This is a genomic window from Paenibacillus peoriae (assembly GCF_022531965.1).
Lineage (GTDB): Bacteria > Bacillota > Bacilli > Paenibacillales > Paenibacillaceae > Paenibacillus > Paenibacillus polymyxa_D.
Map to the genome: position 1 here is coordinate 1,290,123 of NZ_CP092831.1, position 16,981 is coordinate 1,307,103.

The window sequence follows — 16,981 nt, forward strand, 5'->3', positions numbered from 1 at the left end:
ATTTACAGCAAATATAGGCTTGGAAGTTGAAATAACCAGTCGCAAGAAATCAACCAGCGACTGGTTATTTAGCTTTGCTAGAATAAGAGTTGAGCGATACCTATAATAGCTTTTTAAGCTGGGAAATACGGCCTTGGGATACGCCGAGCCGTTCAGCGTATTCGCCTTGCTTGGCGTTTGGATGCTCGCGCATGAGTCTTCTTAGCTTCTCAACCAAATGTTGTGAAGACAACCGATGTACACTTTTTTCTTTGCACGCAGGTTCCTTAATAACAGGAACAGGCATTTGACTCACACCTATGTTTCCCTTCAGATCGTTTATGCATTTTTTACATAAAAATGAACCCCTGAAATAGCTTAAATCCTGAACCGAATAGCATAAATGACAGCAGACTCCTATATACTTTCGCATGCTCAATAATCCTGTTTCAACATCCAAATAAAATTCTAAAGACTCACCAGCTTGAATCCCCATAGAGGTTCGCATCTCCTTAGGAATAACAATCCGGCCTAACGTATCCAAGGGACGTGTCATACCTGTATTTTTCAAGTGATCTTCTCCTTCCATTGTCCAACATCCAATGATCTCCTAAAAAAAATATAAAAATCAATAAAGTAAAAGCATTTATGTTTGTTCCAAAAGATGGTATTATCGTGAAAGAAAATCAATAATTATACCATTAGTTTCCAAACTACATTGTTTATTGAAATTGAAATTCTATGAAAATGCTGAAAGGGTGGTTTATCCATGGAAATCACACCTACGATACAGGCAGAAATTCAAACTTATCTGAAACGAAAAGGCTTAACGATGACCAAGTTTGGTCACACGATTGATTTGAATGTAGGTACAGTTAGTAGCATTGTGACTGGTAACCGATCTATTTCTGTTCACCAACTGGATAGTATTACTGCGGGAATGAATTTACCACCGGATTATTTTTACGAACGTTATATTGAAGAATGCATTGAAGAATCTCCGCTCAACTGGAAAAAAATCTGCCCTTTCCTATACCGATGCATTGAACTAGGACGACTCGACTGCTTGCAGCGAGTTGTAATTATGTTATTGGATAACCCTAATTATCCGCCATCGCTCTTTGAAGTTGCCGAAAATGTATACAAAGACGGTTACAACGAAGCAGCGGCATACCTTTACAAAAAGGTGGCTGAAAGTGAGAAGCAGCAGCATTCAGAGCGATTGGCGGTCTGCCAGTATCGTTTGTTCCAAATCAATATTGGACAAGATAGAGCTGTAAATCTCCAAGCTGCCATTGAATTTGCCCCTTTTGTGGATCGTTTAGACGAGATAGAGCAATTAGATGCTTTAAAAGATTTGGCGAACGTGTACAGATCATTAAGTATGTGGGACAAGGTGTATGAATTTGCCCATCAGATGGGTCAATTAGGACAGATCCAATATAATTTGGTTCATAACTCCAAGCGTAAAGGAACAGAGCCGCGAAAAAGGCTAAGCAGGCCGCTGTTTGTATACATAGTTTACTCCGAGTTGCTGTGTGCTAATGCTTGTGATGCAAAAGGCGATCATGAACAGGCATTAGAACATATTCGAGGTTATGCCGATCTAAGTTGGGTGAAGGAACAAGATTCCGAGTCTCTCTATTGGAAGAAGCAGTATCTGCAATGGGCGAAAATTAATACGTACGTCAATAGACTTATGTCCGGGGACATCAGTGTTCTGCCGGATTACGTAGAACATATGGCTGCCGAAAAAGAGATTTTTTCCGAATTAATAAACGTCATTGAAGTGGCTAATCGGTACAATGTAGATGTAGACCATATCCTTAAGCGTTTTGAATCCCAAATTGCAGCGTATCAGGAGCCGTTATCTTCTGACATGTATACACAACAAGTTTTACCTGAAGAATACGTGCGATTTTGGTACAAGATGGCTAAGTACAGCCTAAATAAAGGCAGATATCCATATGGTTTCAATTGTTTAATAAACGCTTTTGAAAAAGCTGTTACAATTAACCACGTACTACTTATTGCCAATTGTTTTGGACTATTTTCTCATTTCAAAACACATGCGGCTCCTGAAACACATGCTCAGTTCCAATCTATTTATGAGGAGGTGTGGGAGAGAAATGATCAAAAGGATGGCTTTCTGCTTGACGGTAACTAGCTTTTTACTGGTATTCACAGTACCAGCCCAGGCTGGAAATCTAAGCCATGACACAATCCAAACACAAGGACACGTTGGTGGATCTTGACCAAGCACTAATTTATTACCCTGGACCAGCTTATTGCTGGTCTTTTTTTGTATTATTTTGTAATTTTTTGATTCAAAAAAGGTTCTTAAGTAGTTGGACATCCCTCCTTAAAATAAGATTCAATAGGAGGTATGCAGGATGAACAGGGATAAAACGGAAACGTTAATTCAACAAATGGAACACGCCAGACAACACTTGCATGATCTTTACGCAGAGCATGGCTTCGGACATGCTTGTGTACTTGAACAGTCTATGCTTTTGGATGAACTGATTAATCAGTACAACCGTATGTATCAGACCAGAAAGCAGCCTCACCATGTTTTGGATCAGATCATTAACAACGACGATGTTATGTTCAGTCCATCCTCCCCTTTCTCTTTATGCAAAACTGTGACTTCTCCCACGTAATGTTTATTATTATTCTATATAATGACTTATTTTAAAATAAAATACATATTCATGTCATAAAATGTTAATCATTTTTTTGGGGGCAGCATACTAAGGCAGCAAAAAAGCAGAGCTCCATAAGAGAGCCCTGCCAAAGTCCATTGGATTTATAACCCCATGCTGAAACACAGACGCACAAGTTTAGCCAAGCTCCTGCGTGCTTTTGGAAGCGCGCTTAGAGGAAAGTAACTGGAAACGAAACGAATGCCAGTTCAACCGCTGTCTGCCTTTGGAGCCAACAATCCAGTTGCCGCCGGGCAGATGGGCAAAGAGCCAACTGATGCCCAGAGAAACACTTGCCACGACGACAAACGTAATGAGCGTAGCTGTAAAATGATGATCACCCAGTGCAAGCGGGCGGGTGTAGTAGGATATAAAGGACAGCACGAGCGCATGGGCCAGATATCCTCCGAAGGAATAGCGTCCAATCCAGTTCAGCATACGGCGAAACGGCTCGGACCGCTTGTCTTTTTGCAAATGAAGCAGCAGTCCGTACAACAAAAGCAACTGCGAGACAATCAGCACGAAGGTGCTTGGTTTCAGATAAGTAGAAATATTGAGATTGATCGTATCACCCGACTGGATCAGCATCGTGTGACCCATGAGCATGAACAAACCAATAAAGACAAATACATTCCACGGCAACGTCTGTCGGGCCAATCCCCGCCAGGTGTCCGTCATATAGGCGCACACTGCGCCCAGCATAAAATAGAAAAAATACATAACAAAGTTATAAGTGCGGTAATCTAACAGAGTCTGCCAAAAGGACGGCAACCCAGTGCTCCATGCAGACATGTCATAGTAGGACCATTGTAACAACAAAGCGTAAGCCGCAGCGGCAATCAGCATAACAGCCAAAACAAGCTGTTTGCGTGTTTTCGTGCTGTAACGATGTAGAAACGCTTGAACCTGCCCGGCTGCTTTTGAAAATAAAGGAAACAAAATATAAAACTGAAAGATCATCACTACAAACCATAGATGATATCCGCTGACGGGGATGATCATTTCCTCGAACATACCTTTGTAAAAATAAATATTTCCCCACTGCGCCGTTGACCAGTTTTGAGTACATACCCAATAAATAACCGTCCAGCAGAGGAAAGGAACATAAATATCTCGAAACCGCCTGCCAATATAGCGAGGGTAGCCAATCGGTTTGTTACCATTATAAAAAAGCAGCGCCGCAGACAGGAAAACAAACGTCGGTGTGCCAAAACGTGTCAAATGATACAGCATCGCGAGCATAACGGAATCTGGCTGTTGGATGTCGCTGCGATAAATATATTCGCCAATGCAATGCTGAAGCACGACAGCGAGGTAGGCAAGACCCCGTAGTTCTGTCCACTCCGCGATACGCGGCTTGCTCATCCATATCACTCCTTTTCCTCAAGATACGCATATGTTTTTCCTAGCACAATTGTAGGTATTGTAACGTAGAAACATTAGTGCAGGATTAACGCCACCTGAAAGTAAGAAGAGTGAAGTAGTTCCAATTTAATATGATTGCGTTTACAATCTAAGTGAAACCAGAATAAATTAAAGTGAATTTATAACTTAAGGATACACACAGGAAAAGGAGAGGAAGGATGAAAAAAACGCTGCTGGTATATATGCTGTTGATTGCGGCCTTTGCTCTCTATGTGTTCAGGTATGAACAAACTGGCCCGTTGAATGGTACTTGGGAAGATAAGGGGCTACGAGGCAGCATCGGAGAAACCTATATGATGATTACCTTCCAGTCTGGCTTGGAGTATTGGAAAAGCGGGCTCAAGGGTTTCGAGGATGCAGGAGATGCTTTGGGAGTGACTGTGGAGTATCGGGGAGCTACCCGTTATGATGCGCAGGAGCAGACGACCGTTATTGAGCAGGCGATTGCTCGTAAGCCCGCAGGGATTGCCATATCAGCGATTGATCCTCACTCTCTGATTCCGGTAATTAATAAGGCGCTGGATGCGGGCATTCCTGTGGTACTGTTTGATGCCGAAGCGCCGGGGAGTCGGGCGTATTCTTTTTTGGGCACGGATAATTATAAGGCGGGCGTGACCGCTGCGGATAAAATGGCAGAGCTGTTGGGACGAGAAGGTCAAGTCGCTGTTTTGACGCTACCCGGTCAGCAAAATCATGAGGAACGCTTGCGTGGCTTTCGCGATACCATACAGCGGCAGTATCCTGCCATGAAGGTGGTGGAAGTAGCGGATGGCCGCGCAGACGCGATGGTCTCCCGGGATGAGTCGCAAAGGCTGATGAAAGCTTATCCGAAACTGGCGGGCATTTTTGTGACCGAAGCAACGGGAGGAATAGGTGTAGGTGAAGCGGTACTGAGTCAAAAAAACAGCCACCCGCTGAAAATCATTTCTTTTGATACGAATAAAGCGACATTGGATATGATTCGTGGTGGCACAATCTCGGCAACAATTGCTCAGGGAACATGGAATATGGGCTATTGGTCGCTTCAATATCTGTTCCATCTGCATCATCATTTGACGACTCCTGCGCCTTCTTCCACCGGAGACAACACTCCGCTGCCCGTGCGGGTAGACACTGGAATCTCTGTTGTCACCCAGGCGAATGTAGATGATTATTATGCGAAATAAATTTTGGAAGCGTATCCAGCTAGGAGTGCACCACATGATGCCGCGGTTACGCTTGCGCAATATGCCCTTACGCTATCAACTCATGCTGCTGTTCCTGTTGTTTGGCATTGTACCTTCGCTGGGATTAGGTCTGCTGGTCAATTGGACGGTGGAACGGATTATTGAGCGGCAGGTGGAAGACCATACGATGCAGTTGATTGGCAAGGTAAACGAAGCACTGGACACCAAAATGGAAAATTTGCAGAACATGACGTATCTGATTGCTTTTAACCCCGATATCGGGGAGTTCTGGAAAGGGAAGACGCTGGCTGACGGCCACGCGGGTCATGCGAGTGTAATAACACCGGAAAACCAGGGGGAGCAGACTCAGAACTCGGGGCAAAATCAGGCTCTCAGCTCCAAGCAGGCATTAAGTTCTGTACAGGAGCAGGATACGGTGTATAAAATGAAGCAATTTTTGCAGGGCTATACTACGTTATATCCTGAAATTGCAGGGATTCTGATCGTGAACGAAAAAGGCGACTATATCAGCAACGAAATGTATGCTCGAAGCACGCGTAGCCTGACGGAAGAAGATTGGTACCAACAGGCGGCGCAGCATGCAGGCATATTCACTGTGCTAGGACAGCCGAGCCACCGTAATGTGACCACTCATGTCCGGTACAAGGACAGTGAAATTGTCTCCGTCGTTCGTTCGGTTACGGATTCGGAAACCGGACGCGTGCTAGGCGCGATAATGATTGACCTCAAGCTACGGGCTGTGTCGCAGGCCGCCAGAGATGTAACCTTGGGCAAAAGTGGCTATTTAATGGTGACAGATGCTGAGGGACGCAGCGTGTACAGGCCGGATATGCCTTTGATTGAGCGCATTCCGCCGCAATGGTTCGGGGCAGGTGACAGCGGGATGTTTACCCGTGAAACTGGGGGCAGGGAATTGCTATTCATGTTCAGGGCTTCCGAATTCACGGGCTGGAGAACAGTGGGGGTATTCCCGGCACGCGAATCTACACTGGAAGTGCGACAAATTCAGTTCTATGTCGTCTGTTTTGTTTTCATTGTATGTCTATTTGGCTTAACGGCATCCTTGCGATTGTCGAGTTCCATTGCGCAGCCAATTTTCCGGCTGATGTCCTATATGCGGACGGCAGAGACAGGGGATCTTACAGTTCGCCAATGGAGTGACCGTGGGGATGAAGTCGGAATGTTGGGGCGGAGCTTTAACCGGATGCTGGAGCAAATTCGCCGTCTTATGTCCCTTAGCGAACTGAGGGAACGGCAAAAACGGGATGCCGAGCTGCGCAGCCTTCAGGAGCATATTAAGCCCCATTTTCTATACAATACGCTAGATACCATTCATTGGATGGCCCGAAGAAATGGAGCAGACGACGTATCTGACATGGTAGGAGCGCTATCGAGATTGTTCCGTCTCGGGCTGAGCAAGGGGGATGACTTTATTCCGCTGCGCTCCGAGATGGAGCATATATCGAGCTATATGCAAATCCAGCAAACCCGCTATCGTGACCGACTTCGCTGGGAATTGAATGTACCCGACGAGCTACAGGATCTGTTCGTGTTGAAGTTAATGCTTCAGCCTGTAGTGGAAAATGCGATTTATCACGGCATCAAGGCCAGACGAGGCCCAGGCACGATTTGGATAGAAGCTAAAGCTGAGGGCGACAAGCTGCTGCTGACGGTACGTGATGATGGCGCAGGGATGACGGCAGGCCGTCTGCGTGAACTGCGTGAATGGCTGGAAATACCCCTGGAGGCGATGGAAGGAAAGCAGCAGCAAAAGGGAGTTAGTACCCATGGCAGAAGCTATGGCATGCTGAATGTACAAGCGCGTATCCGATTGTCTTTTGGTGAGGAATATGGAATTGTACTGGAGAGCACAGAAGGGACAGGTACCTGCGTGACGATCACTCATCCGTTGCTGCTGGATATGGCGCAACTGAAGAAGCCTTATGAAAAAGGAGAGGGTCAGGATGACGAAATCAAAGGGCAGAGACAACTCAACGACGGTGAGTCTGATTGACCAGGCCATAACGGAAGTGATAACAGGGACAGCACAGCGTTACCAAGTATTGATTGCAGATGATGAGCCGATCATCCGAGAGGGGATACGGGATTGCATAGACTGGGCGGCACTCGGCATGGAGGTTGCAGCTGAGGCGGAGGATGGTGAAGAAGCGCTGGAGCTGGTGGGTCAGCTTAGCATAGACATCATGCTGGTCGATATGAATATGCCGTTCATGGACGGGATTGAACTGATTCGTCGGCTGCGGGAAGTACGTCCGGAGTGCCGCTGTCTAATCATTTCCGGGCATGATGAATTTGCTTATGCGCAGGAGGCAGTCCGACTTGGCGTAGAGGATTATATCTTGAAGCCGGTAGATGCTGAGCAGCTTCACGCTGCGCTGTCACGGCTCGGTCAGCGGCTCGAGGAAGAGCGTAAGCGTGCCGCCTATGTAGAACAAGCTGCCGGGCAGATTGAGCGGAATATTCCGTTGTTGCGCCAGCGGTTTTGCCTGGAATGGCTGGAAGGGCAACATACGGGCATAGACGTCATGGAGCAGTTGGCGTTTTTACGGCTTCCATCGCGGCCGCCTGCTCAGATCGGTGTCGTACGGTGGCCAGCGGCAGAGGCCCGGCAGACGATTATGCGCGAGAATGACCGCCAGTTGTTTCTTTTTGCCGCTGAGAATATTATTGGCGAACTGCTGGAGGACCTGCCACATGTATTGTTCCGCGATGCGAACGGGCTGATCGGCATATGCCTGTGGCAGGAGGCACCCGAGACGATTGGCGCTGCCATGGAGCAGGCGATTGGACGCTACCTGAATATAGCGGTTCATACGCATGTGGAATCCAACGCGGGTGGGCTGGAAGGCGCAATGGATGCGTACCGGGTGTGTCGGGATCGGGTGTATGGCGAATCGCAGCTGTCTCCCATCGTACGCCGTGCTCGGCAGCTTATTCAGGAAGGCTACGCAGACCGGGAGTTGACGCTGGAAGCCCTTGCTTCGCGGCTACAAGTATCCGCCGTATATCTCAGCCGTGTGCTGAAAAAGGAGCTCAACGACAGCTTCGTGACCCTCGTCACGCGTGCCCGTATCCGTAAAGCAGTGCAGCTGCTGGATTCCACGACGTTGTCTATCTATGATATAGCAGAACGTACGGGATACGACAGTCAGCACTATTTTAGCACCGCTTTTAAAAAGACCATGGGCGTGTCTCCTGTGCAGTACCGTAAAGGCGGGGGAATTCAGGAAAATTCGTCGGAATAGGAATAATTGGAATGTAGAATTGCCCTACACGGTCTTATGATGATAAATGCTAAAAAAATGTGTGTGTAATCACACCTAGGCATTCAGGGGTTTGTTACGCTGGGGATAACGAACAAATATCTATAAATATTTGGAGGAAAACGATATGTTTTGTTATCAGTGTGAACAGACGCCGAGTGGTGGGTGTAAAGTAGTTGGGGTGTGCGGGAAGGATGAGACGATAGCGAGCTTGCAGGATACGATGATTTTTGCATTAAAAGGGATTGCTGCCTATGCGACACATGCTCGCCAGTTGGGCTATACCGATCCTGAGGTAGATCGCATCACGCATGAAGCGTTATATATGACCTTAACCAATTCTAACTTTAATGTACAAGAGCATTTGGAAATGGCGATGAAGGTCGGAAATGCGGCTGTACGGATCATGGATGTGCTAGATCGTGCGCATACGGATCGTTTTGGCATTCCGCAGCCAATTACCGTCAGCCAAAATAAAATCGAAGGCCAATGCATCGTCGTGACCGGACATAATTTATATGCGCTGGAGGAATTGCTACGGCAAACAGAGGGCAAGGGCATCAATATCTATACTCACTCGGAAATGCTGCCTGCCCACGGTTATCCGGCATTGAAGAAATATGCACATCTCAAAGGGAATATCGGTAAAGCCTGGTACGATCAACGCAGACTGTTCGAAGAGTTTCCGGGTGCAATTCTGGCTACGACGAACTGTGTTATGCCGATTAAAGGCACGTATGCAGACCGCTTCTTCTCTTATGAAGTAGCCGGGCTGGAGGGAGTAGCCAAGATCATGGACGACGACTTTTCACCATTGATCGAGCGTGCTTTAGCACTGCCAGCCGCAGATGTAGATTCGGAGCAGGTGCTTACAACGGGATATCATCACGAGACGGTCATCGGGCTGGCTCCTGAGATTATTCAGGCCGTTAAAGACGGACATATCCGCCGTTTCTTCGTTATTGCAGGCTGCGACGCACCGGGCAAAGGCGGTAACTATTATCGCGAGCTAGCTACATCCTTGCCGAACGATACAGTTATTCTGACCACGTCCTGTGGTAAATTCCGCTTTAATGACGTGGATTATGGCACTGTTGGAGATACCGGCATTCCGCGTTATATTGATTTGGGGCAATGCAACAATTCGGGTTCTACTGTGAAAATCGCTCTGGCATTGGCGGATGCTTTCGGCTGTACGGTGAACGAGCTGCCTGTCAGCATTGTTCTGTCCTGGTTTGAGCAAAAAGCGGTTGCCATTCTGCTGGGCTTGTTCAGCCTTGGCATCCAGGATATTCGCATTGGGCCGAAGCCGCCTGAGTTCATTTCTTCTGGCGTGCTGGATGTACTAGTGGAGATGTTTGGCTTGAAGCTAATTACGACCGCAGAGGAAGATATGAAAGCGATGTTGGCGTTGTCGTAAGAGGTTAATGGGGGAACTGCAAAGCGCAGTTCCTTTTTTGTTTCATCGTTCATCGATTCTTATAAAGATGTCCGTAAGAATCTTTAATGCCAGTTCAGTATCTTTGGATTCACGAGTTCTTAGGAGAGTTAAAATGGTTTTTATACTCGAATGTTCTTCGGTAAGCTCATCATTGTCCTTCACATATGTAAGCAACTGATAGACGCCCACGTTCAATGCTTTCGCTATTTTCTCCAGATTTTTCAAAGATATATTTCTCTCTGCTCGCTCAATGAATCCAATATAACTCGAATTGAATCCTGCTTTTTCGGCTAAAGCTTCCTGGGAAAGCCCTTTAGACTTTCGAATATCTCGAATACGTGTACCGACTAATTCCAAAAGTTCTGACATGAATACACCTCTCTATAGTAAGGGTTCTACAAAATCGATTCCAATCGCTCCAAAGTGCAATATATAGACGAACTAGATCATCACGACCTATATATTATTATTGGAAGTCGCTTGTTGGATTTTGCAAAATCCTCTAGTTAGAAGTGTAGAGAAAGAGTTACATCTAATTAATAAGTGTTAGTAAGTAAATTGAATTAAAAACTACTATATAGTAATATTTATTAGGAAGCTTGTCCGGTAGCTAGAAAATTATACATCTTGATGGTTACATATTTGTGCTACGTTGCTCACATTTGTTTCAGGATTTTGCAAAACCCTTATTTATGAAATTTTAATTCAGGAGTTGATTCCCCATGAAACATTACTCCTTAAGTCCCCAACTACATAGTGATTCTGATTTCAAATTGCCCAAGTACAGCGATACCTACATATTCAATTGCATGATGGATTTTCAAAAGCTTGCCGAATACCAGATCAAGCTTGCACAGATGATGCGCGACCATAATCAGTTTCAAAACTGCCTCATTCTTTGTGATCGAGCGATGTTTTCTATGGCTAAGGCCATGTATGTTCATCGAAACCAAATCATTCCATCGTACATTCGATCCATGACTGACCTATTCCCTTTAATTCACACAGATGCTGAGCCCAATTTAGATATGGTGCTGTTTATCGGTACGGTACATTATCTGGTTTCGGGAGAGGATGAAGCATCCGAGGAGACGATGAGACAGGAGGAAGTAGACAAGTTGCTTTATAAAACGGACTCTATTCTAGAGTCTCTGTCACAGCGGATCGTAGCTGATCCGTCTAAGCGGTATCCGTCTATTTATAAAGAAAATTCGTTCAATGAATCGGTAGATCTTTTATCAATAATACCCGGTTCTTTTTGAGCTAATGATATAATGACGAAAAGGAAGATGTTAGATGATGGCTAACACCTCCACATCAGAAAGGGTGTTATTTCATATGCCTACATACAACAAACTGGTGCGGGATCGGATTCCGCACCTCATTATGTCTCAGGGCAAGGAATGTCGGACACGTATCTTGGAACCTGAGGAATATAAGCAGGAGCTGAGAACGAAGCTTTGTGAAGAAGCTGAGGAATATTTTGAAGCGGAAAAAGATCAGGATGCGCTGGAAGAGCTGGCAGATATGCTGGAAGTCATCCGAGCGCTGGCAGAAGTACATAGAGCGAATGCAGCAGAGCTGGACAAGCTACGGGCAGACAAAGCCGAGACACGGGGCGGATTCCAGGAGCGGGTGTTCTTAATTGATGTCGATGAAGATAAAAGTTAACTAAATATTTCAAGGATAGCACATTCAAAAGGGGAGCTTGATAATTGGAGCTACCTTTTTTGTCTCTTTTTAAGCACCTAGTATAGCGAAAAATTTATAAAGTGGAAGTTATTTTATTTTATCTTCTCTTCTCTTCTCTTCTCTTCTCTTCTCTTCTCTTCTCTTCTCTTCTCTTCTCCAACTTCTAACTCTCCCAACACAAAGGTTAAAATTTTATAAAAAAAGTTCAAAACCTGCAAAGACCTTTCCCGGCCTGGAATGATACCATGTGTTTGCACATAAAAAAAGGAGAGGCACTTCCTGCCTCACTTATGTAAGCGCTATCTAATTTCTATTCTAATCAGCACTTACCTTCAAAATGACCCGCATCACATGAGGAAAGGGGAACTTCATATGAAAAAAGGAGCTGTTGTCGTTTGGCTTCTGGTTTTGGCCCTGATGCTTTCGGCCTGTAATTTGGCGGAGAGTGGAACGGGCAGCAAGGAAAAAGGCTATGTGGGCATTTCCATGCCGACCAAATCGTCCGAGCGTTGGGTAGGGGACGGGGAGAATATGGTCCGGTTGTTTCAGGAGCAAGGCTATAAAACGGATTTACAGTACGCCGAGGACGTAGTAGAAAACCAAATCTCCCAAATCGAAAATATGATCACCAAGGGCGTCAATGTTATGGTGATCGCTTCGGTCGACGGAAACACGCTTACGGATGTGATTCAGAAGGCACACGACCGAGGCATTCAGGTCATTTCTTACGACCGCCTGATTCGCAACACACCGTATCTGACGTATTATGCGACCTTCGATAACTTTAAGGTGGGCGTGCTACAGGCAGCATATATTGAGAAAAAGTTGGGACTCAAGGAAGGCAAAGGTCCTTTCAATATCGAGCTGTTCGGTGGTTCACCGGATGATAATAACGCTTATTTCTTCTTTAATGGTGCGATGTCCGTACTGAAACCGTACGTGGATTCCGGCAAACTGGTCGTGCGCAGCAAGCAGATGACGATGGCGCAGATTGCTACACTGCGGTGGGACGGAGCATTGGCGCAGTCGCGGATGGATAATTTGCTGAGTGCCTACTATTCGGGGGCCAATCTGGACGCAGTACTATCCCCTTATGACGGAATCAGTATCGGTATCATTTCATCCCTGAAAGGGGTCGGATACGGAACAGCGAACAAGCCCCTGCCGATCATTACAGGACAGGATGCGGAGCTGGCTTCCATTAAGTCGATTGTGGCTGGAGAGCAGACGCAAACTGTATTTAAGGATACTCGCAAGCTGGCTGAGCAAACGGTCGTGATGGCCAATAGCATTTTACAAGGCAAGCAAGCGGAAGTGAATGACGTCAAATCCTATAACAACGGTAAAAAGGTCATTCCTGCCTACTTGCTTGATCCGATCTCGGTAGATCGGACGAATGTGGAGAAGGATATTGTCGGCAGTCACTATTACACCAAAGAGCAAATTGGACTGAAATAAGAGTAGGAATCCAACCGAAAGGAGCGTATCCCATGACTGGAATCATTTTGGAAATGAAGGGAATTACCAAAACCTTTCCCGGCGTGAAGGCATTGGAAAATGTAAATCTCAAGGTCAAGGAAGGCGAAATCCATTCCCTGTGCGGTGAGAACGGTGCGGGCAAATCGACGCTGATGAAGGTACTCAGCGGTGTATATCCGCATGGAACCTATGAAGGGGATATTGTTTTCCAGGGCAAAACGTGTGAGTTCAAGGATATCAAGCAGAGCGAGGAACTAGGCATTGTCATTATCCATCAGGAGCTGGCGCTGATCCCGTACCTCTCGATTGCGGAAAATATTTATCTGGGCAACGAACGCGCCAGCGGCGGCGTGATTGATTGGAAAGAGACTTTTGTAGGGACACGCGATCTGCTGTCCAAGGTCGGTTTGAGTGAGAATCCTAATACATTAGTTACGAACATCGGGGTCGGGAAGCAACAACTGGTCGAAATTGCGAAAGCGCTCTCTAAAAAGGTAAAGTTGCTTATTCTCGATGAACCGACAGCGGCGTTGAATGAGGATGATAGTGAAAATCTGCTTAATTTGATGCTGGAATTTAAAAGACAGGGCATTTCCTGCATTCTCATCTCCCACAAGCTGAATGAGGTCGCAAAGGTGTCGGATTCAATTACGATTTTGCGGGACGGGAAGACGATTGAGACACTGGATATGAAAAAGGATGAGGTCACGGAGGATCGGATCATTAGCGGGATGGTTGGACGTGATCTGACCAGCCGTTATCCAGAGCGTCATGCCGAGATTGGCAAAGTCGTTCTGGAAGTGAAGGATTGGACGGTGTATCACGAGCATCATGCAGACCGCAAGGTGCTGGATCAGGTGAATTTGAACATCCGTCGCGGTGAAATTGTCGGTATTGCCGGGCTGATGGGAGCGGGACGGACCGAGCTGGCGATGAGCGTGTTTGGCAAGTCATACGGACGCAACATTTCCGGTCAGCTGATTAAAGACGGCAAGCCGATCCAGAACAACACGGTTACAGACGCGATCAACAACGGCTTTGCCTATGTGACAGAGGATCGCAAGGAGTATGGCCTCATTTTGATGGATGATATCAAGCGTAATATTTCGCTGACTGGCCTGAACAAGCTGACGAAGGGTGCTGTCGTCAATGAGCAGGAGGAAGTCGTTGTTGCAGAGGAAATGAAAAAAAGCATGAACATAAAAGCACCGAGCATTTTACAGAAAACGGGTAATCTGAGTGGCGGCAATCAGCAGAAGGTGGTGCTGAGCAAATGGATTTTCGCCGGGCCGGATATTCTGATTCTGGATGAGCCGACACGCGGCATTGATGTGGGTGCCAAATATGAAATTTATACGATTATTCATCGACTTGCCGCTGAAGGCAAGGGAGTGCTGGTCATTTCGTCCGAGCTGCCAGAGGTACTAGGTTTGTGTGACCGGATTTATGTCATGAATGCTGGGCGGATCACTGGAGAGGTTAGCCGTGAGGACGCGTCGCAGGAAACGTTGATGAGATATATGACCAAGTCAGGAGGCGTGAAGCATGGAAACCATAACTAAACTATTTAAAAATAACATCCGCCAATATGGCATGATGATTGCGCTGGTCGTCATTATGATTTTGTTCGAGGTGCTGACGGGCGGCCTGCTGTTGAAGCCGATTAATATTACCAATCTGATTCTGCAAAACAGCTATATTCTCGTGCTGGCCATCGGGATGGTGCTGGTCATCATCACTGGACATATTGACCTGTCCGTCGGCTCCATAGCCGCTTTTGTCGGTGCGGTTGCCGCCATAATGATGGTCGATTGGCAGCTTCCAGCATGGATCGCTGTGATTGCATCTTTGCTGGTCGGAGCGTTAATCGGCGCTTGGCAAGGGTTCTGGGTCGCTTATGTACGGATTCCGGCATTTATCGTTACATTGGCAGGAATGCTGCTCTTCCGTGGATTGACCATGATCGTGCTGGAAGGTCAATCGATCTCTCCATTTCCGGGGGGCTTCCAGAAAATCAGTTCAGGCTTCCTGCCGGATTTTTCATCTACCGGTTATAACCTGGTATCCATCATTGTCGGCATTGCACTCACGGTATGGCTTATCGTGAACGAACTTCGCGAACGTCGTTCTCAGCTTAAATATGGATTCGAGGTTCCGTCACAAGCTTTATTTGTACTCAAGCTGATTGTGGTAGCTGCGGTCATCAATCTGTTCACCTTCATGCTCGCGAGCTACGCGGGGATACCTAACATTCTCGTGCTGCTGTTCATACTGATCGTTGTGTACTCCTTCGTCATGAACCGCACGATTATGGGACGTCATGTGTATGCGTTGGGTGGAAATGAAAAGGCAGCGGGTCTGTCCGGTGTCAAAACGAAAAAAGTAACGTTCTGGGTATTCGTCAATATGGGTGTGCTGGCGGCCATTTCCGGTCTGATCTTTGCTGCACGTCTGAACGCGGCTACGCCGAGAGCGGGTACGAACTTCGAGCTAGATGCCATCGCAGCCTGCTTTATCGGTGGAGCTTCGGCATCCGGCGGGATCGGAACCGTTTTTGGAGCCATTATCGGTGGTTTGGTCATGGGCGTACTGAATAACGGTATGTCTCTGATCGGTCTGGGTATTGACTGGCAGCAAGGAATCAAGGGCTTGGTGCTGCTGCTGGCGGTTGCCTTCGATATTTACAACAAAAACAAAAGATCTGCTTAAGCTCAGATTCGGTATCGTAAAACAAGAAAACCTCCAGTTCCACTAGAAATGTGGATGCTGGAGGTTTTCTTGCTTGTTGGGTCTTGTGGCTATCAGCCAACGAAACTAAGTGGTGACCATTTGGCCGCCGTTTATATGCAGCGTTTGGCCTGTAATGTAGGAACCGTCATCCGAAGCCAGCAGCACATAGGCAGGAGCCAATTCATAAGGCTGCCCGGCACGCTTCATTGGTGTATTGCTGCCGAAGGTGCGAATGACTTCAGGCGACTGTGTGGCCGGATTCAGCGGAGTCCAGATCGGACCGGGAGCAATCGCATTCACGCGAATACCCTGGTCGACCAGATTATTAGCCAAAGCGCGGGTGAAGCTGACGATAGCTCCTTTGGTAGCTGAATAATCGATCATATTCTTTTGACCCACATAGGCTGTCACCGATGCCGTATTGACGATGCTGGCCCCAGCCCGCATATACGGCAATGCTTCTGTAGTCATATGGAAGAAGGAAATAATATTCGTATCAAACGTATCACGAAGCTGCTGCTCACTGATATCCAGATACGATTCGCGCACAAACTGAATACCTAGGTTGTTAATCAGGATGTCAATACGACCAAAGGTTTCCATCGTTTGTTGAACAACCAGACAGCAGTTGCTTTTTAGCCTTAGATCCCCCGGAATTAACAAACAACGTCGGCCAAGCCTGTGAATGACATCACGGGTTTCCATAGCATCTCGATGCTCATCGAGATAGGCAATGACCACATCGGCCCCTTCCTTGGCAAATGCCACTGCAACCGCGCGACCAATACCACTGTCCCCACCGCTAATAATAGCCACCCGATCCTGAAGCTTTCCAGTGCCGATATACTTTGGATTATCATAAATAGGGCGTGGAACCATTAGGTATTCCAACCCCGGCTGTCTATATTGATGCTGGGGAGGAAAAGTAATCGGAACTTCTTTACATTGGGTTTCTGTGCCGTAATAAGGATATTGCCAATTCATCGATAATCCCTTCTTTATACGTTTTGAAATCCAATATATTCAAAATAGGCGCAAACGGTGACTCAGGACGATTGC

The 16,981-nt window shown here is 46.7% G+C and carries 15 protein-coding genes; 11 read left to right on the top strand and 4 right to left on the bottom strand.

What is annotated here, in order from left to right:
• Window positions 1-100: 100 nt before the first annotated feature.
• Complete coding sequence (locus tag MLD56_RS05775; protein ID WP_029516123.1) at window positions 101-550, bottom strand: AbrB/MazE/SpoVT family DNA-binding domain-containing protein; 450 nt, start codon at window positions 548-550, stop codon at window positions 101-103.
• 198 nt (window positions 551-748) lie between these two features.
• Here MLD56_RS05775 and MLD56_RS05780 point away from each other — a divergent pair, with 198 nt between their 5' ends.
• Both MLD56_RS05780 and MLD56_RS05785 read left to right on the top strand, forming a co-directional pair.
• Complete coding sequence (locus MLD56_RS05780) at window positions 749-2,146, top strand: helix-turn-helix domain-containing protein (protein ID WP_029516124.1); 1,398 nt, start codon at window positions 749-751, stop codon at window positions 2,144-2,146.
• A 226-nt stretch (window positions 2,147-2,372) separates the two neighbouring features.
• Window positions 2,373-2,642, top strand: a complete 270-nt coding sequence (locus tag MLD56_RS05785) for an aspartyl-phosphate phosphatase Spo0E family protein (protein ID WP_152526687.1) — start codon at window positions 2,373-2,375, stop codon at window positions 2,640-2,642.
• 180 nt (window positions 2,643-2,822) lie between these two features.
• On the opposite strand, the gene MLD56_RS05790 is transcribed toward MLD56_RS05785, so the two are convergent.
• A complete protein-coding gene (locus tag MLD56_RS05790) occupies window positions 2,823-4,049 on the bottom strand; it encodes an acyltransferase (protein ID WP_029516125.1) in 1,227 nt (408 codons plus the stop codon).
• 218 nt (window positions 4,050-4,267) lie between these two features.
• Between MLD56_RS05790 and MLD56_RS05795 the strand changes: the two genes are divergently transcribed.
• The 4 genes from MLD56_RS05795 to hcp all read left to right on the top strand — a co-directional run bounded on the left by MLD56_RS05795 (window position 4,268) and on the right by hcp (window position 10,000).
• Window positions 4,268-5,275 carry a substrate-binding domain-containing protein gene (locus tag MLD56_RS05795; RefSeq protein ID WP_029516126.1) on the top strand — a complete coding sequence of 336 codons (1,008 nt, stop codon included), beginning with the start codon at window positions 4,268-4,270 and terminating at the stop codon, window positions 5,273-5,275.
• Window positions 5,276-5,309: 34 nt separating this feature from the next.
• Window positions 5,310-7,310, top strand: a complete 2,001-nt coding sequence (locus MLD56_RS05800) for a cache domain-containing sensor histidine kinase (protein WP_049816919.1) — start codon at window positions 5,310-5,312, stop codon at window positions 7,308-7,310.
• Window positions 7,261-8,562 (top strand): response regulator, encoded by a 1,302-nt coding sequence (locus MLD56_RS05805; RefSeq protein ID WP_029516128.1) that lies wholly within the window; start codon window positions 7,261-7,263, stop codon window positions 8,560-8,562. Before MLD56_RS05800 ends, MLD56_RS05805 begins: the two co-directional genes overlap by 50 nt.
• Window positions 8,563-8,707: 145 nt before the next feature.
• The gene (hcp, locus tag MLD56_RS05810) at window positions 8,708-10,000 is read left to right on the top strand and encodes a hydroxylamine reductase (RefSeq protein ID WP_028543172.1); all 1,293 of its coding nucleotides are present in this window, start codon (window positions 8,708-8,710) and stop codon (window positions 9,998-10,000) included.
• 42 nt (window positions 10,001-10,042) lie between these two features.
• On the opposite strand, the gene MLD56_RS05815 is transcribed toward hcp, so the two are convergent.
• Window positions 10,043-10,390 (bottom strand): helix-turn-helix domain-containing protein, encoded by a 348-nt coding sequence (locus MLD56_RS05815; protein ID WP_029516129.1) that lies wholly within the window; start codon window positions 10,388-10,390, stop codon window positions 10,043-10,045.
• A 353-nt stretch (window positions 10,391-10,743) separates the two neighbouring features.
• On the opposite strand from MLD56_RS05815, the gene MLD56_RS05820 reads away from it, so the two are divergent.
• From MLD56_RS05820 to mmsB, 5 genes are all read left to right on the top strand, one after another.
• Window positions 10,744-11,283, top strand: coding sequence for a HEPN domain-containing protein (locus tag MLD56_RS05820; protein WP_029516130.1), 540 nt, complete (start codon window positions 10,744-10,746; stop codon window positions 11,281-11,283).
• A 76-nt stretch (window positions 11,284-11,359) separates the two neighbouring features.
• A complete protein-coding gene (locus tag MLD56_RS05825; RefSeq protein WP_029516131.1) occupies window positions 11,360-11,692 on the top strand; it encodes a nucleoside triphosphate pyrophosphohydrolase in 333 nt (110 codons plus the stop codon).
• A 393-nt stretch (window positions 11,693-12,085) separates the two neighbouring features.
• The gene (chvE, locus tag MLD56_RS05830; protein WP_029516132.1) at window positions 12,086-13,171 is read left to right on the top strand and encodes a multiple monosaccharide ABC transporter substrate-binding protein; all 1,086 of its coding nucleotides are present in this window, start codon (window positions 12,086-12,088) and stop codon (window positions 13,169-13,171) included.
• Between the two features lie 32 nt (window positions 13,172-13,203).
• The gene (mmsA, locus tag MLD56_RS05835; protein WP_029516133.1) at window positions 13,204-14,754 is read left to right on the top strand and encodes a multiple monosaccharide ABC transporter ATP-binding protein; all 1,551 of its coding nucleotides are present in this window, start codon (window positions 13,204-13,206) and stop codon (window positions 14,752-14,754) included.
• Entirely contained in the window at window positions 14,738-15,901 is a 1,164-nt protein-coding gene (mmsB, locus tag MLD56_RS05840) for a multiple monosaccharide ABC transporter permease (RefSeq protein ID WP_241113487.1), read from the top strand. The genes mmsA and mmsB overlap by 17 nt, the downstream gene beginning before the upstream one ends.
• A 105-nt stretch (window positions 15,902-16,006) precedes the next feature.
• Here the strand turns inward: mmsB and MLD56_RS05845 are convergent, their stop codons facing one another.
• Complete coding sequence (locus MLD56_RS05845; RefSeq protein WP_029516135.1) at window positions 16,007-16,906, bottom strand: SDR family oxidoreductase; 900 nt, start codon at window positions 16,904-16,906, stop codon at window positions 16,007-16,009.
• Window positions 16,907-16,981: the final 75 nt, after the last annotated feature.